Origin of the sequence: Streptomyces sp. URMC 127 (assembly GCF_051386535.1) — a bacterium.
Classification (GTDB): Bacteria; Actinomycetota; Actinomycetes; order Streptomycetales; family Streptomycetaceae; genus Streptomyces.
On record NZ_JBPQTW010000001.1, the window covers coordinates 128,736 to 146,903 of the forward strand.

General features: G+C 73.4%; 15 protein-coding genes and 1 pseudogene. 13 read left to right on the forward strand and 3 right to left on the reverse strand.

The window, feature by feature from the left end; genetic code table 11:
- Positions 1–30 precede the first annotated feature (30 nt).
- The 13 genes and pseudogenes from ACSNOH_RS00605 to ACSNOH_RS00665 form a co-directional block, all read left to right on the forward strand.
- Complete coding sequence (locus ACSNOH_RS00605) at positions 31–309, forward strand: acyl carrier protein (RefSeq protein ID WP_436719129.1); 279 nt, start codon at positions 31–33, stop codon at positions 307–309.
- A complete protein-coding gene (locus ACSNOH_RS00610) occupies positions 306–1,673 on the forward strand; it encodes a TrpB-like pyridoxal phosphate-dependent enzyme (protein ID WP_436719130.1) in 1,368 nt (455 codons plus the stop codon). The genes ACSNOH_RS00605 and ACSNOH_RS00610 overlap by 4 nt, the downstream gene beginning before the upstream one ends.
- A complete protein-coding gene (locus tag ACSNOH_RS00615; RefSeq protein ID WP_436719131.1) occupies positions 1,663–2,886 on the forward strand; it encodes an acyl carrier protein in 1,224 nt (407 codons plus the stop codon). Before ACSNOH_RS00610 ends, ACSNOH_RS00615 begins: the two co-directional genes overlap by 11 nt.
- Positions 2,886–4,400 carry a class I adenylate-forming enzyme family protein gene (locus ACSNOH_RS00620; protein WP_436719132.1) on the forward strand — a complete coding sequence of 505 codons (1,515 nt, stop codon included), beginning with the start codon at positions 2,886–2,888 and terminating at the stop codon, positions 4,398–4,400. The genes ACSNOH_RS00615 and ACSNOH_RS00620 overlap by 1 nt, the downstream gene beginning before the upstream one ends.
- Positions 4,384–5,700, forward strand: a complete 1,317-nt coding sequence (locus ACSNOH_RS00625) for a type III PLP-dependent enzyme (RefSeq protein WP_436719133.1) — start codon at positions 4,384–4,386, stop codon at positions 5,698–5,700. Before ACSNOH_RS00620 ends, ACSNOH_RS00625 begins: the two co-directional genes overlap by 17 nt.
- Complete coding sequence (locus ACSNOH_RS00630) at positions 5,700–5,969, forward strand: acyl carrier protein (RefSeq protein WP_436719135.1); 270 nt, start codon at positions 5,700–5,702, stop codon at positions 5,967–5,969. Before ACSNOH_RS00625 ends, ACSNOH_RS00630 begins: the two co-directional genes overlap by 1 nt.
- Positions 5,966–7,174 (forward strand): acyl-CoA dehydrogenase family protein, encoded by a 1,209-nt coding sequence (locus ACSNOH_RS00635; RefSeq protein ID WP_436719137.1) that lies wholly within the window; start codon positions 5,966–5,968, stop codon positions 7,172–7,174. Before ACSNOH_RS00630 ends, ACSNOH_RS00635 begins: the two co-directional genes overlap by 4 nt.
- Complete coding sequence (locus tag ACSNOH_RS00640; protein ID WP_436719138.1) at positions 7,167–8,312, forward strand: acyl-CoA dehydrogenase family protein; 1,146 nt, start codon at positions 7,167–7,169, stop codon at positions 8,310–8,312. The genes ACSNOH_RS00635 and ACSNOH_RS00640 overlap by 8 nt, the downstream gene beginning before the upstream one ends.
- Complete coding sequence (locus ACSNOH_RS00645) at positions 8,309–9,055, forward strand: 4'-phosphopantetheinyl transferase family protein (RefSeq protein WP_436719140.1); 747 nt, start codon at positions 8,309–8,311, stop codon at positions 9,053–9,055. Before ACSNOH_RS00640 ends, ACSNOH_RS00645 begins: the two co-directional genes overlap by 4 nt.
- Positions 9,046–9,999 carry a hypothetical protein gene (locus ACSNOH_RS00650; RefSeq protein ID WP_436719141.1) on the forward strand — a complete coding sequence of 318 codons (954 nt, stop codon included), beginning with the start codon at positions 9,046–9,048 and terminating at the stop codon, positions 9,997–9,999. Before ACSNOH_RS00645 ends, ACSNOH_RS00650 begins: the two co-directional genes overlap by 10 nt.
- Before the next feature lie 2 nt (positions 10,000–10,001).
- Positions 10,002–11,534 (forward strand): amino acid adenylation domain-containing protein, encoded by a 1,533-nt coding sequence (locus ACSNOH_RS00655; RefSeq protein ID WP_436719142.1) that lies wholly within the window; start codon positions 10,002–10,004, stop codon positions 11,532–11,534.
- A 14-nt stretch (positions 11,535–11,548) separates the two neighbouring features.
- Complete coding sequence (locus ACSNOH_RS00660; RefSeq protein WP_436719143.1) at positions 11,549–12,052, forward strand: flavin reductase family protein; 504 nt, start codon at positions 11,549–11,551, stop codon at positions 12,050–12,052.
- Positions 12,053–12,104: 52 nt separating this feature from the next.
- Positions 12,105–13,085 (forward strand): annotated as a pseudogene (locus ACSNOH_RS00665) (hydroxyacid dehydrogenase); the annotation flags it as partial.
- Positions 13,086–13,168: 83 nt separating this feature from the next.
- Here the strand turns inward: ACSNOH_RS00665 and ACSNOH_RS00670 are convergent.
- The 3 genes from ACSNOH_RS00670 to helR form a co-directional block, all read right to left on the reverse strand.
- Positions 13,169–13,774, reverse strand: coding sequence for a pyridoxamine 5'-phosphate oxidase family protein (locus ACSNOH_RS00670; protein WP_436719144.1), 606 nt, complete (start codon positions 13,772–13,774; stop codon positions 13,169–13,171).
- Positions 13,775–13,830: 56 nt separating this feature from the next.
- Entirely contained in the window at positions 13,831–15,138 is a 1,308-nt protein-coding gene (locus ACSNOH_RS00675) for a globin domain-containing protein (protein ID WP_436719145.1), read from the reverse strand.
- Between the two features lie 769 nt (positions 15,139–15,907).
- Positions 15,908–18,055, reverse strand: coding sequence for an RNA polymerase recycling motor ATPase HelR (helR, locus tag ACSNOH_RS00680; protein ID WP_436719146.1), 2,148 nt, complete (start codon positions 18,053–18,055; stop codon positions 15,908–15,910).
- Positions 18,056–18,168: the final 113 nt, after the last annotated feature.

The window sequence follows — 18,168 nt, forward strand, 5'->3', positions numbered from 1 at the left end:
GTCCTTCCACTGACCTTCCACGGAGGAAACATGATCACCGGACTGGACCGCGACGCGGTCGCCGAGTCCGTCAAGCGCGTGGTCATCGCCGAGTCCCGGCTGTCCCTGCAGCCGGCCGACATCGACGACCGCGAGCCGCTCAACGGGGAGATCCTGCGCGTCAACTCGCTGGGATTCGTGGGCATGCTGGTGCGCCTGGAGGACGAGCTCGACATCGTCCTCCCCGACGACCTCTTCGTCGGGCGCAGCTTCGAGACCGTCCACGACCTGATCGAGATCGTCCTGCTCGGGGCGGAGGCGGCGAAGTGAGCGGCATCCAACTGCCCACCCGCTGGCGCAGCGTCCTGCCGCACCTGGACGAGCAGCTGCCTCCCGACCTGACCCCGCAGACCGCCGGCGGCGGAAGCGTCCAGGTCAACCTGCCGATGCAACTCGTGCGGCAGAGCGTGCAGCAGAAGGAGTACTGGGACATCCCCGCCGAGGTCGCCGACGCCTACCGGGCGTTCCGGCCCACGCCGCTGTGGCGGGCCAAGGGCTTCGAGCGTGCGATCGGGGCGCGGGTGCCCGTGTACGTGAAGTACGAAGGCGGCAACATCTCCGGCAGTCACAAGCTCAACACCGCCCTCGCCCAGGCCTACTACTACGCGCGGGCCGGCGTCCGCGAACTGGTCAGCGGCACCGGCGCCGGGCAGTGGGGCACCGCGCTGGCCGCCGCCTGTGCGATGTTCGGCATGAAGTGCACCGTCTTCATGGTCGGCAACAGCCTGCGCCGCAAGCCCTACCGGGGCACGCTGATGCGGACCCTCGGGGCCACCGTGCACGCCAGCCCCAGCACCCTCACCGACGTCGCCCGGCGCAGCGAAGCCGGCGTCAACAGCCTCTCCCTGGCCATCGGCGAGGCCGTGGAGTACGCCGCCCGCACCGAAGGCGCGGCGTTCTGCATCGGCAGCGGCGAGACGTACAGCATCCTGCACCAGTCCGTGATCGGCCTGGAGGCCGCCGACCAGCTCGCCGGCCTCGGCGCCGAGATCGACGCGGTCGTGGGCTGCGTGGGCGCCGGGTCCAACTTCGGCGGCATCGCCCTGCCGTTCTTCTCGGCCGCGGCCGCCGCCGGCACCCGGCCGCCGCTCCTGGTGGCCGCCGAGTCCAGCACGACCCCCAAGCTCACGCGCGGAACGTACGCCTACGACCACACCGACGCCACCGGGACCGGGCCGATGGAGGCCATGTACACCATCGGCAGCTCCTACCCGATCCCCGACTCGCACTCGGCCGGGCTGCGCTTCCACGGCGCCGCCAAGGTGCTGTCCGCGATGCGCCACCGCGACCAGATCGCGGCCACCGCCGTCGGCCAGGTCGAGGCGCTGGACGCGGGCCGGCTGTTCACCCGCGGCGAGATGGTGCTGCCCGCCCCCGAGTCCGGCCACGCCCTGGCCGCCGCCGCGCGCCTGGCCGGCTCCGGGGCCGAGAGCAACGACGGCCTGCTGCGCGCCGAGAAGGGCGTCGTGGTGTGCGTCAGCGGCCACGGCTACCTCGACCTGGGCGCCTACCAGCAGCTGCTGGACGGCGAGCTGACCAACGAGGCGCCCGACGCGCAGGCACTGCGGCTGGCCATGGGCGACCTGCAGCGGGTGGACGCGCTCGCGGAAGCGGGATCCGGCCATGAGCGCTGACCGGGATCCGGCCGTGAGCGCCGACGCCCTGCCCGCCTCCGTGGACTGGACGCTGTTCGACTGCGTCCAGGTCAACCTGGCCTTGCTATCCGACCGCCGGCACGGCGCCGGCACTCACCTGAACGCGGGTGCCGTGCTGCGCTTCCGCCCGGCCCCCGGGCCGGGCGGGCTGCCCACGGTCGAGCGCTCCGCCGAGGAACAGATCGCCGACGCGGCGCCCGGCCTCGGACTTACCGTCCTGGACCTCCGGACGGCGCAGGCGGGCGAGACCGTCCGGCCGGCGCCCGGCCGCTACGTGATCGCCGACGCCTACCACCTGCCGTGGGTGCCGTACTTCGGGCAGCGCCACATGGAGCACAGCTTCCTGCTGGAGACCGCCGCCGACGGCAGCGCCGTCGCGGTGGACGGCTACCACAACGAGACGCCGTGGGGCAGCGCCCGCCCGGTCAGCCACCCGCTGAGCCCCGCCCAGCTGGCCGCCGCCGTGCCGGGAGCGGCCCTGGTCGCCACGCTCGGCCCGGCCGCCGAGCCGCCCGCCCCGCCCGGCCCCGGACTCGACCTGGCGGACGAGGAGACCATAGACCGCTACGTCGCGGCCTACGCCGGGCACCACGACCGGACGGCAGCCTTCGACCGGCTCACCCTGGAGACCTGGCTCCTGGCCCGCTCCCGCAAGCTGCACGCCCGCTTCCTCACCGCCCGGGGCCTGCTCGCCGACGCAGAGGCGGCCGCCGCGCACGTCAAGGCGTGGGAGTCCCTCGCCGAGAGCGTCTACCTCGCCTACCGCCGCGTCGAGCGCGGCCGCCCCGAGCCCCGGGAGCCGTACACCCGCCTCGCCGAGCAGCTCCGCCGCGACCGGGAGGTCTTCGGCGCCACCCCGGCGCGCGCACCCGAGCAGGGCCCGCACGACCGTCCCGCGGTGCCCGCCGAGCTCCGGGAGCGCGTCGCGGGCGTGGCCGCCGCGGTGCTGCGGGCCGAGCCGGCAGCCCTGCTCGACGGGCAGCCGCTGGCGGCCGTTCCCGGCTTCACCTCCTTCCGGGTGGTGGAGATCGTCGAGCGCCTCGAACGCGAGCTGTCCCTGGAGTTCGCCGCGGACGACCTCGTCCCCGAGCACCTCCACCACATCGACGGCATCTGCCGCATCGTGCTGCGCGCCCTGCCCACCGGAACGGCGCCGCAGCCGGCCCGACCCGCCCGCTCTGGAGTGAACTGATGCCCGCTCCCCTCCACCTGCTGCACGACCTGCTCGACCAGGCCGCTGTCCAGTGGCCCGGCCGGCCCGCCGTCACCAGCGGCGATCACACGCTCAGCTACGGCGACCTCGACGCCGCATCACGGCGCCTGGCCGCCTGGATGCACGCGACCGGGCTGCGGCGCGGCGACCGGCTCGTGGTCTGCGCACCCGGCTCCACCGTGCTCCCCGCGCTCGTCTACGCCGCCTCGCGCGCCGGTGTGGCCTTCTCGCTGCTGCACGAGCAGGTCCACGGCATCCAGCTCGACCACGTCCTCCACGACTGCGAGCCGGCCCTGCTCCTCACCGACGACGCCGCCTCGCGGGCCGCCGCGCAGCGCCGCGGGCTGCACACCGCCACCACCGACGAGGCCGCCGCAGTGGCCTTCGCCGACGCACCGGCACCCGAGGCGGCACAGACAGGCCCTCTCACGGTCGACCCCGTCTGCCTGATCTACACCTCCGGCACCACCTCCCTGCCCAAGGCCGTCGTCTCCACCCACCAGCAGCTGACGTTCTCCGTGGACGCCATCCAGTCCGTCCTGGACTACCGCCTTGGCGATGTCGTCTACAGCCCGCTGCCGCTCTCCTTCGACTACGGCCTCTACCAGCTGTTCCTGGCCGCGCGGGCCGGTGCGCGCGTCGTGCTCGGCCGTCCCGCCGAGGTCGGCCCCGCCCTCCTCGCCAACCTCGTCCGCGCGGGCGCCACCGTCCTCGCGGCCGTCCCCTCCGTCGCCGACGCCCTGGCCCGGCTGCTGCGCAGGGCACGCCAGGACACGCCGCCGCTGCGGCTGCTCACCAACACCGGCGCGGCCATGCCCGCCCAGACGCTGCAGGCGCTGCGGTCGGCGCTGCCGGACCTGCGGGTGCAGCTGATGTTCGGCCTGACCGAGTGCAAGCGCGCCACGATCATGCCGCCCGACGGCGACCTGGAACGGCCCGGATCCAGCGGCCGCGCCCTGCCCGGCACCGAGGTCTTCGTCATCGGCGAGGACGGCCTGCGCAAGCCCCCGGGCGAGGTCGGCGAGATCGTGGTGCGCGGCCCCAACGTCATGGCGGGCTACTGGCGCCGGCCCGAACTCACCGCGCAGCGCTTCCACCGCGTCGAGGGCCTCCTGCCGCAGCTGCACACCGGCGACTACGGGTGGGTGGACGAAGAAGGATTCCTGTACTTCGACGGCCGGCGCGACGACATCTACAAGGAGAACGGTTTCCGCGTCAGCGCCACCGAGGTCGAGGCGGCCGCACGCCGCGTCCCCGGCGTCAGCGCCGCCGCCGTCCTGCCGCCGCAGGGCGCCACCCCCGCCCTGCTGTTCGCCGTGGGCGAGCCGACGCCCGCCGAGGTGCTGCAGGGCATGCGCGAACAGATCGAAGAGTTCAAGATCCCGCGCCACTGCCTGATCGTCGACGCCCTGCCGCTGACCGGCAACGGCAAGGTCGACCGCAAGGCCCTGGCCGCCCTGACCCAGGAGGTCACCGGTGCCCGAGCCCAGTAGCACCCTGCCCGCGGCACCGCCCGTGCCGCCCGGGGTGCTGGCCCGCATCCCCACCCCCGCCTACGTCTACGACGTGGCCGAAGTCCGCCGCAACCACGACGCGCTGCGCGCCGCACTGCCCGCCGGCGCGGGCCTGTACTACTCCCTGAAGGCCAACGCCCACCCGTCCCTGCTGACCGTGCTGCGCGAGCGCGGAGCCCACCCCGAGGTGTGCTCCACCGGCGAGCTGGACGCGGCGCTCGGCGCGGGCTGGGCAGCCGCGGACGTCCTCTACACCGGCCCCGGCAAACGGGACGAGGAGCTCAGCTACGCGCTGCGCCTGGGCGTACGGCAGTTCTCCGTCGACTCCCCGTACGCGATCGACCAGCTCGACCGCCTCGCAGGAGGTGCCGGAGCCGCCGCGCAGTGCCTGCTACGGGTCAACGACGACCAGCCGGTGCCGGGCCAGGGCCTGGCCATGACCGGCGTGGCCTCCCAGTTCGGCGCCGACACCCGGTGGGTGCTGGACGAGCCGGAACGCTTCGCAAGCCGCCCGCACGCCGAAGTCACCGGCCTGCACCTGTACATGGGCACCAACCTCGGCGACGTCGGCGCGCTGCTCGGCCAGTTCGCCCGCTCGCTCACCACCGCCAAGACCCTGACCAAGGTCCTGGCCGAGCACGGCGTACGCATCCGGGTCCTCGACCTCGGCGGCGGCTTCGGCGCTCCGTTCGCGGCGGAGGGCGAACGGATCGACCTCACGGCCCTGCGGCCCGGGCTCACCGCGCTGCTCGACGAGGAGCTCCCCGGGCGGCACGAGGACGGCACCCGCGTCGTCTTCGAGTCGGGCCGCTACCTCGTGGGCACGGCCGGAGTGCTCCTGGCCGCCGTCCTCGACGTCAAGCGCTCGCACGGCAAGGACGTGGTCGTCCTCGAATCCGGCATCAACCACCTGGGCGGCATGTCCGGACTGCGGCGGCTGCCCGCCCTGAACCCCCGCCTGGTGCCCGGCGGCGCCGAGGACGACGGCGAGCGGGAACCCGTCCTCGACGCCCTGGTCGCCGGCCCCCTGTGCACCCCGCTCGACACCTGGGCGCGCTCCGCGAAACTGCCCGCGCTCAGGCCCGGCGACCTGCTCGCCGTCCCCAACGTCGGCGCCTACGGGCTCAGCGCCAGCCTCGTCGCCTTCCTCGGCCACCCGCTGCCCGCGGAGGCCGTCATCGACAGCGACCGGCCCGGCGCGGCCCCCGACGTCACCCGCATCAACCTGACCCGTACCGCCGTCCCGGCCCCGGCCGGTCCCACCTCTGGAGTGAAGTGATGGACGCCCGTTTCACCGAGCTGCTCACGCCCTTCCTGAAGTTCCTCGGCGAGCAGGAGATCACCCCCGACGCCTCGCTGCGCGAGCTCGGCCTGGACTCCATGCAGGCCATCGAGCTGCTCTTCGCCATCGAGGACACCTTCGGCGTGACCCTGGCCGACGACGACATGAACGACGCCACGTTCGCCACCGCCGGCAGCCTGTGGACCGTGATCAGCGCGACCATGGACGCCCAGGGCGTGGACGGCACCCGGGTGAGCGCCGCATGAGCGCCTCCGCACACGCCACGAGCCGGCCGGCCGGCCCCACGGCCGAACTGACCGCCGCGTCCCTCACCCAGCGCACCGATCAGGTCGCCGCGGTGGCCGCCGAACACCTGGCCCGTACCGACCGCGACGCCTCCTTCCCCGTCGAGGCGCTTGACGAGATGCGCCGCACCGGCCTGCTCGGCCTGCTCGTCCCCGCCTCCCACGGCGGGCTCGGCGGCACCACCGAGGACGTGGTGAGCGCGAGCATCGCCCTCGGCCGCACCGACATGTCCGTCGCCATGATCTTCGCGATGCACTGCCAGCAGGTCGCGGCCCTGGTGCGCTACGGCAACCAGCAACTCCGCGACGAACTGCTGCCCGAGATCGCCGCGGGCCGCGTCTACCTGGCCTCGGTCACCACCGAGGCCGGCAAGGGCGGCCACCTCCTCACCGCCGAGTCGGCCCTCACGGCCCGCGACGACGAGCTGCTCATCGACCGCTTCGCCCCGATCGTCACCGGCGGCGAGTACGCGGACGGCTTCCTCGTCACCATGCAGAGCCCGCCCCCGGCCTCCCCGAACCAGGTCTCGCTGGTCTACGCCCACCGCGACCAGCTCACCGTCGAACGCTCCGGCGACTGGCAGCCCCTGGGCATGCGGGCCAGCCACAGCGTCGCCCTGCGCCTGACCGGCACCGTCCCCGCCCACCACGTGGTGGGGGAGCACGGCGGCTTCCGGACCATCGCCACCACGGTCTTCGCCCCCATGGCCCACCTCGGCTGGTCGGCCTGCTGGCTCGGCACCGCCGCCGGAGCCCTCTCCCGCGTCGTCAAGCTGCTGCGCGCACCGCAGAGCCGCGGCCGCGTCGACCTCGGCTCCGAACTGCTGCTCACCCGGCTCTCCCGGGCCCGCCAGCGCATCGAGACCGTGCACGCGCTGCTCGCCCGCACCCTGCAGGTCGTCGCCACCACCGACGACCTGAGCGTGCCGCGCGTCCAGCTCCTGCTCAACAGCCTGAAGATCACCGCGGCCGAGGAGTGCCACCAGGCCGTCGACGGCCTCATCGACGCCGTCGGAATGCGCCACGGCTACCTGAAGGACTCGCCGACCCGCCTCGAACACAGCCTGCGAGACCTGCGGTCGGCCGCCCTGAACTACAGCAACGACCGCCTCCACCTCGCCGACGGCAAGCTCGCCCTCCTCGACCCGGAGGTGCGCCTTGCCTGACCTGCTCCCCGCGGAACCCGGCACCGCGGCCGGCCGGCGCCCGCAGGCGGCCGCCGCGCTCGCCGCCGTGCCCGCGGACGCCACGGCCTCCCGGGTGTGGGCGGCACTCGGGGCGGCGGGCGTCCTGCACGACCTCTACGACCGGGGCACCGGGCAGCCCGCCGCCCCCGGCCCCGGACGGCTCGCCGCACTCCTCGCCGCCGTCGACGCCCGCGGCGACAACGGCATCACCCTCAGCGTGCTCGTCCAGGCCGCCAGCGCCCTGCCCCTGCTCGCCGCCTGCGCCCCCGAGGCAGGACCCGTACGCGCAGCGCTCGACGAGACGCTCTCCGGTGCCGCGACCCTCGCCCTCGCCGCCACCGACGCCGCCGCGCCCGGCTCGGACCTGACCGGCCTCGGCACTGAAGTGACGATCGGCCCGGACGAACTGCTGCTGACCGGCGGCAAGCGCTGGATCACCACCGCATGCACAGCCGACCGGCTCCTCGTCCTCGCCCGGCACCGGCCCGGACGCCACTTCACCAGCTTCACCTGGGTCCTCGTCCCCGCAACGGCACCCGGCGTGCACATCCACCCGGCCGACACCGGCCTGCTCACCGGCTCGGCAACCGGACACGTCACCTTCGACGCCGTCCGGCTGCCGGCGGACCACCTCGTCGGCCGCCCCGGGCGCGGCATGGCGGCCTTCGCCCGGCACATGGGCACCGAACGGCTCGCCGGCGCCCTGTGGGCGGTCGCCCTGACCCGCCGGGTCCTCGCCGACACCAAGGAACGGCTGACCCGGCGCGCCATCGACGGACAGCCCCTGTGGCACAACGACGCCGTACGCCAGCGCTACGCCGCCTGCCTGGTACAGGTGCGCCAGCTGCACGCCCTGTGCGAGACCCTCGGCGAACAGGTCGTGGACCGCCACGACCTCGCCGCGGCCGCCCTGCTCAAGTCCGCGGCAGGGCTCGTCGCGGACCCCGTGCTCGCCGCTTGCGCACAACTGCAGGGAGCCGACGGCCTCGCCCGCGGCGGCGCCCAGCACATCCGCAGCGAAGCCGCCGTCCTCGGCATCGGCGGCGGCGTCACCGAACTCGTCCTCGCCGCCGTGGCCGACAACGCCGACGCCCTCCTCGCGGACCTCTCCCCATGACGACCCTGACAGCACAGGTGACACCCGGCGTCTGGGTGGCGCACGGCACACGGGACGAGTGGATCCAGGCCGGCCCCCACCCCCACGACCGGGCCGCCGCCGCGACCCTGCCGGCCTGGCGCGCAACGGAGTTCCTGGCCAGCCGGGCCCTGCTGCGCCACCTCCTGCGCGCCACCCTGCCCGCACAGGCCGACGCGCCCGTGCACGCCGACGACCACGGACGGCCCGCCCTCACCGGGCACCCGGACACCGGCATCAGCATCTCGCACGACGGCGACGCCATCGCCGTCGCGGTCGCTCCCCACCGCCGGGTCGGCGTCGACGTCCAGCAGCCCGCGGACAGCGTCCCCGACACCCTGCTGCGCCGCTGCCTCGGCGAGCACACCCCGGCCGTCAGCGCGCTTCCCGAGCGGCAGCGGGCGGCCGAACTCGCCTGGGTGTGGACCGTCCAGGAAGCCTGCGTCAAAGCGGCCGGAACCGGTCTGTCCGGCCGGCCGTGGGAGATCGACGTCCCTCCCGGCCGGCCGCGCGGACAGTGGGAGAGCTACGAGTGGATCAGTCTGCGCGAACGCTCCCGCACCCCGCTGAGCTGCGCCTTCTCCGCCCTGCGCGGTCCTGTCACCCGCAGCTCCGCCGTGCGCAGCCCCGTCACCCGCAGCTCCGCCCTGCGCGGTCCTGTCTCGCGCAGCTCTGCCCTTCGCAGTTCTGCTTCCCGCGGCGATGTGGAGACCCTGTGTTCCTGACCGGCGCTCCGGCCACGATGCCGGACCTCAGCTGCTACACGACGAACCTGATCGCGTACCTGACGCCGGACGTCCCCGGCGCCCGGCGCCGCCTGGCCGAAGGCATCCGCCTCGCCGTACGCACCGACCTGCCCCCGGGCGAACTGGCCTTCTCCCACCACCCCCGGGTGGACACCACCGCCGACGGCCGCGAGCTGGCCTACCGCGGCGCCGCCGACTGGCCGGCCGCCCGCGGCGCCCTGCTCGACGCGCTGCACCGCGAGCGCCGGGTCCTGGCCGTCGGCAACACCCGCCACCTGCCCTGGTCCGCGGCCCACGGACAGGCGGACGCCCCGCACTGGCTGCTGATCCGCGACCACCGCGACGACCGCTGGCTGATCGCCGACCACTTCGCGGCCCTCACCCCGTTCGGCGACCAGGAGCCCTACCTCGGCTGGATCAGCGACGCGGAGCTCGCCACGGCACTCGCACCGCTGCCCGGTCCCGCGCCGGAGGTCACCCGCCGGGACCGGCTCGCCCTCGGCCAGGAGATCACCCTCCCGCCCGCCGGGCACTACCGGTGGCTGGACCGGCAGCCCGCGACACAGACACCCGGCGCCGCCCCCGGCCCGGGAACCTGGGAGCTGGACCTGGAGGCGTCGCTGACCCGTATCGCCGGCGTCTTCCGCACCGACCCCACCGCCCTCGCCCGGTACGTCGACGACCTCTGGGCAGCCGCCCGCCACCACACCTACCAGCTCGCCTTCGCGGTCACCGACGCGGGACTCGACCCGGAACGCGCCGCCGCCGCCTCGGCGGCCTGGGGCGAACTGCCCAAGACCTTGCGGTTCGCGGCCCAGTCCGCCGCCCGCGGCCGGCCGCGGCCCGGCGTGGTCGACCGCTCCATCGAAGCGCTCCTCACCTCCCACCAGGCCCTCACCACGGACCTCCCCCGGAAGGGATGAACATGAGACGGACCCTGTACGAGTGGTTCGCCGCCACCGCCGACCGCCACGGCAGCGAGCCCGCCCTGGAAGCCGGACCGGACCGGCTGACGTACCGGCAGCTCAGCGACCTCGCCGACCGGGTGGCCGGCGAACTCGTCGCCGCCCACGGCGCGGTGCCCCGCCGAGTGGGCCTCCTCGCCGAGCGCAGCGTCCTTGCCTACGCCGGATACCTCGCGGTGCAGCGGCTCGGCAGCACCGTGGTGCCCCTCAACCCGTCCTTCCCGGCCGCCCGCACCACGGCCGTCGCCTTCGCGGGCGAGCTGGACATCGTCCTGGTCGAGGGAGACACCGACGCGGCCACCGCCCTGCCGGTCCCCGCGCTGCCCCTCACCCGGGAGGCGACCGCCCCCGTCGCCCCGCTCCCCGCGTACACGGCCGATGCGGACGCCATCGCGTACATCCTCTTCACATCCGGCTCGACGGGCACCCCCAAGGGCGTGCCGATCCGGCACCGCAACGTCTCCGCCTACCTTGACCACATCGTGCCGCGCTACGAGCTGGGACCCGGCAGCCGCGTCTCCCAGACCTTCGACCTGACGTTCGACCTGTCGGTCTTCGACATGTTCGCGAGCTGGGGGAGCGGCGCCACCCTCGTCGTGCCCGGCCGCGACGACCTGATGGCCCCGGCACGGTTCGTCGCCGCCAGGGAACTGACCCACTGGTTCTCCGTGCCCTCCGTCATCTCCGTCGCGCGGCGGCTGCGCAGCCTGGCCCCGGGCAGCATGCCGGCCCTGCGCTGGAGCCTGTTCTGCGGAGAGCCGCTGACCCTGCAGCAGGCCGAGGCATGGCGGGCAGCCGCACCCGGCAGCCGCATCGAGAACCTCTACGGGCCCACCGAGCTCACCATCAGCTGCGCCGAGTACCGGCTCCCCGCCGACCCCGCCGCATGGCCGCGCCCCGCCAACGGCACGGTGCCCATCGGCACGCTCTACCCGGGCCTCGAACACGTCGTGCTCGACCCCGCAGGACTGCCGTGCGAGGACGGCGAGCTGTGCGTCCGTGGCGCCCAGCGCTTCCCCGGCTACCTCGACCCGGCGAACAACGCCGGCCGGTTCGTCGCCTACGACGGAGTGCGGGCGCAGGACTTCGACGGCAGCGAGCCCGTCACGGACGACCTGTGGTACCGCACCGGCGACCGGGTCGCCCGGCAGCAGGACGGACAGCTCGTCCACCTGGGACGCCTCGACCAGCAGGTCAAGGTCCGCGGCTACCGCGTGGAACTCGGCGAGATCGAGGCCGCACTGCGCGACCAGCCCGGCGTACGCGACGCCCTGGTCGTGGCACTGCCCGGCGCCGACGGCGAATCCGACCTCGAAGCCGTGTGCACGGGCCCGGACCCGGCGCCCGAACGCCTGCTGGCCGCACTGCGGCTCCGGCTCCCGGCGTACATGGTGCCGCGCGGCGTCACCGTCTACGACGAGCTGCCGCTGAACGTCAACGGAAAAGTGGACCGCAAGACCGTGACCGCCGAGATCGCGGCCCATTACGCCTGAAGGCGGGGAAACCGATGACCACCGAAAGCCTCCTGCCCGCCCGGCCCGCAGTATCGGACGACGCCTTCCGCTACGCGATGGCCCGCCTGCCCACCGGCGTCGCCGTGCTCACCGCCCAGGGCCCCGCCGGGCCCGTCGGCTGCACCGTGAACGCCGTCATGTCCCTGTCCGTCCGGCCTCCCGCCCTGCTCGTCTCGCTCGCCAGCGAGAGCCGCACGCTGGAACAGATCCTGGACAGCGGATCCTTCGCGGTCAGCGTGCTGTCGTGGGACGCCCGGCACCTGGCACGGCAGTTCGCCACCGGCACCGCGGCCCAGCGCTTCGACGGCGTGTCCTGGCAGCCGCGGCACGGCGTGCCGGTGCTCACGGACGCCTCCGTGGCCGCGGTGTGCGACGTCAGCAGCACGGCCCGCATGCTCGACCACACGCTGATCGCCGGCACCGTGACATGGACGCACGCCGACGAGCGGCCTCCCACCGTGCTGTACGCCAACGGCCAGTACCAAGCCGGCTGCTGAGACCTGGCTGTCCGATTCATCCGCGTACTCCCCACCGAGGAACGTATCTCCCATGACCAGACCGGTCGTACTCATCGCCGAAGAGCTGTCGCCCGCCGCCGTCGGCACCCTGGGCCCGGACTTCGAGATCCGGCACTGCCGCGGCGCCGATCGCGCCGAGCTCCTGCAGGCCATCGCCGACGCCGACGCCGTCCTCATCCGCTCCGCGACCAAGGTCGACGCCGAGGCCATCGCCGCGGCCCGGAAGCTGAAGGTCGTCGCCCGCGCGGGCGTCGGCCTCGACAACGTCGACGTGCCCGCCGCGACGAAGGCGGGCGTGCTCGTCGTCAACGCACCCACATCCAACATCGTCTCGGCCGCCGAACTCGCCTGCGGCCTCATCCTCGCCACCGCCCGCCACATCCCGCAGGCCGGCGCCGCCCTGAAGAACGGCGAGTGGCAGCGCAGCAGGTACACCGGCGTGGAACTCGCCGCCAAGACGCTCGGCATCGTCGGCCTCGGCCGCATCGGCGCGCTCGTCGCCGCGCGCATGGCGGCCTTCGGCATGGAGACCGTCGCCTACGACCCGTACGTACAGCCCGAGCGGGCCGCGGCGACGGGCGTGAAGCTCCTGTCGCTGGACGAGCTGCTGGAAGTCTCGGACTTCATCACGGTGCACCTGCCCAGGACCCCGGAGACGGTGGGCCTGATCGGGGAGGAAGCCCTGCGCAAGGTCAAGCCGGCCGTCCGGATCGTGAACGCGGCGCGCGGGGGCATCGTGGACGAGACGGCACTCGCCGCAGCGCTCGAAGAGGGCCGGGTCGCGGGCGCGGGCCTGGACGTGTACGCCGCGGAGCCGTGCACCGACTCCCCGCTCTTCCGCTTCGACCAGGTGGTCTGCACCCCGCACCTCGGCGCCTCGACGCACGAGGCCCAGGAGAAGGCGGGCGTCGCCGCCGCCCGCTCGGTGAGGCTCGCGCTCGCGGGGGAGCGCGTGCCGGACGCGGTGAACGACGTGGCGCCGGCCGGAAGCAACCCGGAAGAGCCCGGCCGCTTCCCGGAGCCCCGGGCCGCATGACGCAACCGTCTGCTGCGGAGTCACCGGACGGTGGCTCCGCAGCAGACGGAAGCCCCGCACTATGTGGTGCAGGCCTGGGAAGCGGTGAAGTAGTCCGCGTCCTTGGGGCGGTCGGCGCCGCGGCCGGCGGGACGGGGAGCCGGCTGCAGGTGAGGGATGTACTTGGAGCAGTGGATGTACGCCTCCTCGACCGTGAGGCGGACCCACATCTCCGGTCCGCGTCCCGGCGCGACGTCGGTGGGCAGGCCGGGGTGGACGCTGCGCAGGTCCTGGTCGTGGTAGAGGTGTGCTGTTCCGTTGACGTGGAGCCCTATGCGGTGGTGGGTGAAGTCCATGAAGAGCATGCCGAGATGAGGGTTCTCGAGCATGTTCCCGGCACTGGCGTGAACGCCGTTCCCGCGGAATTCGGGATAGGCGAGCGTGCGGTCGTCGATGACGTGGACGAAACCCGGCGGGCCGGCGCGAAAACTGGAGTCGCACTGCCCGCGGGAGTCGGCGGAGGCCAGGAAGACCATGGCTTGACGGCCGATGAACTCCCGCATCTCCGGCGTGAGATGCGGACGCACCTGCTGGTCGTAGAACCGGGCGGCACGGTCGGTCGTGCCGAAGTGCTGCTGCAGCCGGTGCTCGCCCGCTGATCCGTACGGCGGTGGAGGCAAGGTCACGAGGAGTTCTCCGGGTTTTCTGGCAGGAGGGCGAGGGCGAGAGCGACGGCGCGGCTTCAGGGCGCGGACAGCACGGGAGTGTCGAACGGGTCGTGATGGATCCGGTGGGGCGGCGTGCCGCCGAGGGTGAGGGTTTCCTTGGCGGAGACGACCATCTGCGTGGGACCGCTGAGGAAGACCTCGTGCTGGTACCACGGCCCGTACTCGGCCAGGACGTCCGGCAGGGACCCCCGGATGCCGGGGATGTACTCGTCGGAGACCGCGCCCCTGATGGTCAGCCAGTGGTGGCGCTGGGCCATGCGGAGCATGTCGTCGACCCCGTAGAGCTCCGCGCCGGTCCGGGCACCGAGGAACAGCACTGCTTCGTGGCATCCGCCCCGGCGAGCGACCTCTTCGACGAGCGCGCGGATCGGCGCGAGGCCGGTTCCGCCGGCGACGAAGAGCAGTTCGTCGGAGCCGGTGGCGGCGTCCAGCGTCATGTCGCCCATCGGCGGACCCAGCCGGAGCTCGTCGCCCACCGCTGCCCGGTGGACCAGTGCGTGGCTGACCGAGCCGCCGGGCACCGCGCGCACGTGAAAGGTGAGGGTGCCGTCCCGGCGGGGCGCGTTGGCGGGCGAGTAGTAGCGCCACTGCTTCGGCCACCAGGGCGTTTCGACGCTGACGTACTGGCCCGCGGCATACGGGTAGGCCATGTGGGGACGCACGGTGATCTCGGCGATGCCGTGGCCGCGCGAGACGCGGTGCACCACGGTGGCGGGCCACACGGCGGGCCGCAGCGCCTCGTCCTCCGCGGCCGCGCTGATCATCACCTGGGCGACGGTGCCGTACGCCTTCGTCCAGGCCGCGGCGATGTCGGGGGTCCAGGCGGGTCCGGCGTAGCGGGCGAGCGTGGTGAGGAGGCACTCGCCGACGGCCGGGAAGTGGGCTGCGAGCGTGCCGAACTTGCGGTGGTCGCGGCCCAGGTCCCCGCAGAAGCGGACGAGGTTCCCGGGGTCGTCGGCCAGGTCCACGATGCGCAGCAGCGCGCGCAGGAGGCGGTCGCGCTGGGTGTCCAGCTCCTGCGGGAACAGGGAGCGGACTTCGGGGTAGCGGGCGAACAGCGTGGCGTAGAAGTAGACCGTGATGTCCCCGGCGAGGGGCTCGACCAGCGCCAGGGACGTCCTGATGAGGCTGATCTCGTGGTCGGAGAGCGGGGCTTCGGCGGGGACGGCGGGTGGCTGTTCGCCGTGACCGGGCCTTTCGCCGTAATCCGCTGCTTCGCCGTAATCCGGCGCTTCGCCGTATACGGCCTGGAAGGCGGACGCAGGGGCCTGCGCGGATGGTGGTGCTGGGGTGGTGCCTGTGCGGCCGATCCGGAATCTCAAGGAGCCAGCGCTCCTCTGCCCGCCGTTCTGCGCGGCCTTCCCCGGGCGCAGTCCGAGGTGACGAGGCCCGGGGCGGGGCATTCGCCGGCCTTTCCCGTGAAGGGAGCGGCGGGGGAGTGGGAGGGAGCCGACATAAATCCTCATCGAGGTGCGAAGCCGAATAACCGGACTGGGTGCTTCCGGATGTCACACGATCTTCAGGGAGGACCGGGAAGCCGGAAAGAGAGGCACCCGCCAGAACTCGCGGCAGGATCTTGTCGCATTACCCCGACCCAACCCGGCCGGAGTGCCGACTTAAGGCATATTCCGGCGCGCCGCTGCGGGAACGACCCAGCCGGGCAGTCCACCGCTGGAGGGGTCGGGGAGCCGTGCTGAACTGGTCTTGAGCCCTGGTGGGCGGTTTCCGCCTGTGTGGCCGAGTTGGTGCCCTGTTGGAAGCGCGACAGGGCCGGCGCCCTCCGGTCGAGGCCGGGTCGCCGGGGGAGCGAGGAGTCAGAAGGCGCTGCCTGCAGTGAGGTTCTCGCAGGAGACCGACCAGTGCTGCGGGCAGCCGCACGCCCAGCAGGCGCTCAGCCTCGCGTACGGCCTCCTCGGTGAGAGGCGGCTGGACGCCGTAGTCGCCGTCAGCGTCACCATCACCCCAGAAAGCTGCCTTGACCTCATCGAATCGCGTCATGACCGGCAGCGTAGGGCCGCCGGGGCAGAGGCCTCTGCCCCGGCAGAAGCCTGCCGACCGGGGCGGAATGAGCGCCCCGGCCGGCAGGTGGTGTCACGCGCTGGTGAGGATGACGAGCTGCCGGGTCGCCCGGGTCATCGCGACGTAGCGGTCGACCGCGCCTTCGGTGCCCTCGCCGAACTTCTCCGGGTCGATGAGGACGACCAGGTCGAATTCGAGCCCCTTCGACAGCTCCGGGGTCAGGGACCGGACACGGGACGTCTCACGGAAGGCGGGATCGCCGATGACGCAGGCGGTCCCGTCGGCGTGGGTGGCGAGCCAGGTGTCGAGGACCGCGTTCAGCTCCGCAGCGGATCCGTGGACGACGGGGACGCCGCTGCTGCGGATGGACGCCGGCACGTTGGCGTCCGGGAGCACAGCGCGGATGACCGGCTCGGCCTCCGACATCACTTCTTCCGGCGTGCGGTAGTTGATGCTCAGGGAAGCCAGGTCGATCCGGTCGAGCCCGACCCGCTCCAGCCGCTCCCGCCACGACTCCGTGAAACCGTGCCTGGCCTGGGCGCGGTCCCCGACGATGGTGAAGCTGCGGGACGGGCACCGCAGGAGCAGCATCTGCCACTCCGCGTCGGTCAGTTCCTGAGCCTCGTCCACGACGGCGTGGGCGAACGGACCCGCGAGCAGGTCCGGCTCGGCGACGGGCAGTGCGCTCCCGTCGACCAGGGTGTCCTGCAGGTCCCGTCCGCGCAGCATCGTCACCGCACCCTCCCCGTCGGCATCGGCTTCGAGCAGGTTGTCGATGACACCGGCCATGCGCTCGCGCTCGGCGGCGACAGCCGCGTCGTGCCGGCGCTTGCGCCGCGCCGCCTCCGGGTCGCCGAGGCGCCGGCGTGCCGCGTCCAGGAGAGGCAGGTCCGACACCGTCCAGGCCTGGGCGTCCGGGCGCTGCAGCTTCCGGACGTCATCCGGGCCGAGCCAGGGAGCGCACAGCCGCAGGTACGCGGGAACCGACCACAGGTCTCCAACGAGATCCGCCGCTTCGAGCAGCGGCCACGCGCGGTTGAAGGCGGTGAGCAGCTCCCTGTCCTGCCGCAGCGACTTGCGGAGCAGCTCGTCCGGGACGTCGCCGTCGTGCTTGTCCACCAGGATCGTGAGCAGCTCCTCCCAGACCTGGTCGCGCGCCTCGTTGTGCGGAGTGCCGGGTTCGGCGGCGTCGAAGGCGGCGGCCCAGTCGCCGGCGGTCAGCCGGATGTCGGACCAGTGGGTCGTGACCGTCATCCCCTCGGCGGGCGGCTCCTCGTAGAACCCGACGGCCTTCTCGATCGCCTTCACCAGGTCCGCGGACGACTTCAGGCGCGCCACGTCCGGGTCGGCCTCCTCCACCGCGGTGGCTCCCTCGGCGACGAGATCCCGCAGGATGCAGGTCTGCACACCCTCCTCTCCCAGGCTGGGCAGGACGTCACTGACGTAGGACAGGTACGGCCGGTGCGGCCCGACGAACAGCACACCGCCCCGGCGGTGACCGAGACGAGGGTCGGAGTACAGGAGGTAGGCGGAGCGGTGCAGGGCGACGACCGTCTTCCCCGTACCCGGACCGCCGTCCACGACGAGCGCGCCGCGGGAGCTCGCGCGGATGACGGCGTCCTGGTCGGCCTGGATGGTGCCGAGCACGTCCCGCATCCGCGGCGACCGGCTGCTGCCCAGACTGGCGATGAACGCGGACTGGTCGTCGAGCGCGGCGTGCCCGGCGAACCCGTCCGGGGCGAACACCTCGTCCCAGTAGTCACTGATCCGCCCGCGGGCCCAGCGGTACCTGCGCCGGCTCGCCAGGCCCATGGGGTTGGCGTGGGTGGCACCGAAGAACGGCTCGGCCGCGGGAGACCGCCAGTCGAGCAGCAGCCGGCGGCCGGCACTGTCGGTAAGGCCCAGTCGTCCGATGTACACCGGCTCGTCGTTGCCGGCGCCGACCATGCGCCCGAGACACAGGTCCAGGCCGAAGCGGCGCAGCGCGCGCAGGCGGGCGGTGAGCCGGTGGATCTCCACGTCCCGGTCCATCGCCTGCCGGCCCGTGCCGCCGGGGGCCCTGCGCTCGGCGTCGAGGCGTTCGGACAGCTCGGCTATCGCCTGCTCAAGGCTCTCCGCTATGGCCGCGAAGTGCTGCTCGTCACCGGCGGTCAGGGCCGGGTCGGCCTTGGAGGAGAGGCGGTCGGGAAGGTCAAACACGCTGGTGGTCAGCGGGCTCACGTACATGGGCTCCGTTCTGAGGACGCGCGAACACCATGGCGCGCGCAGGGAGAAGCGTCCGGTCCGGGCGGGGGCCGGCTCGATGCCCGGGAGGGGCTGACTCGACGCCTGGG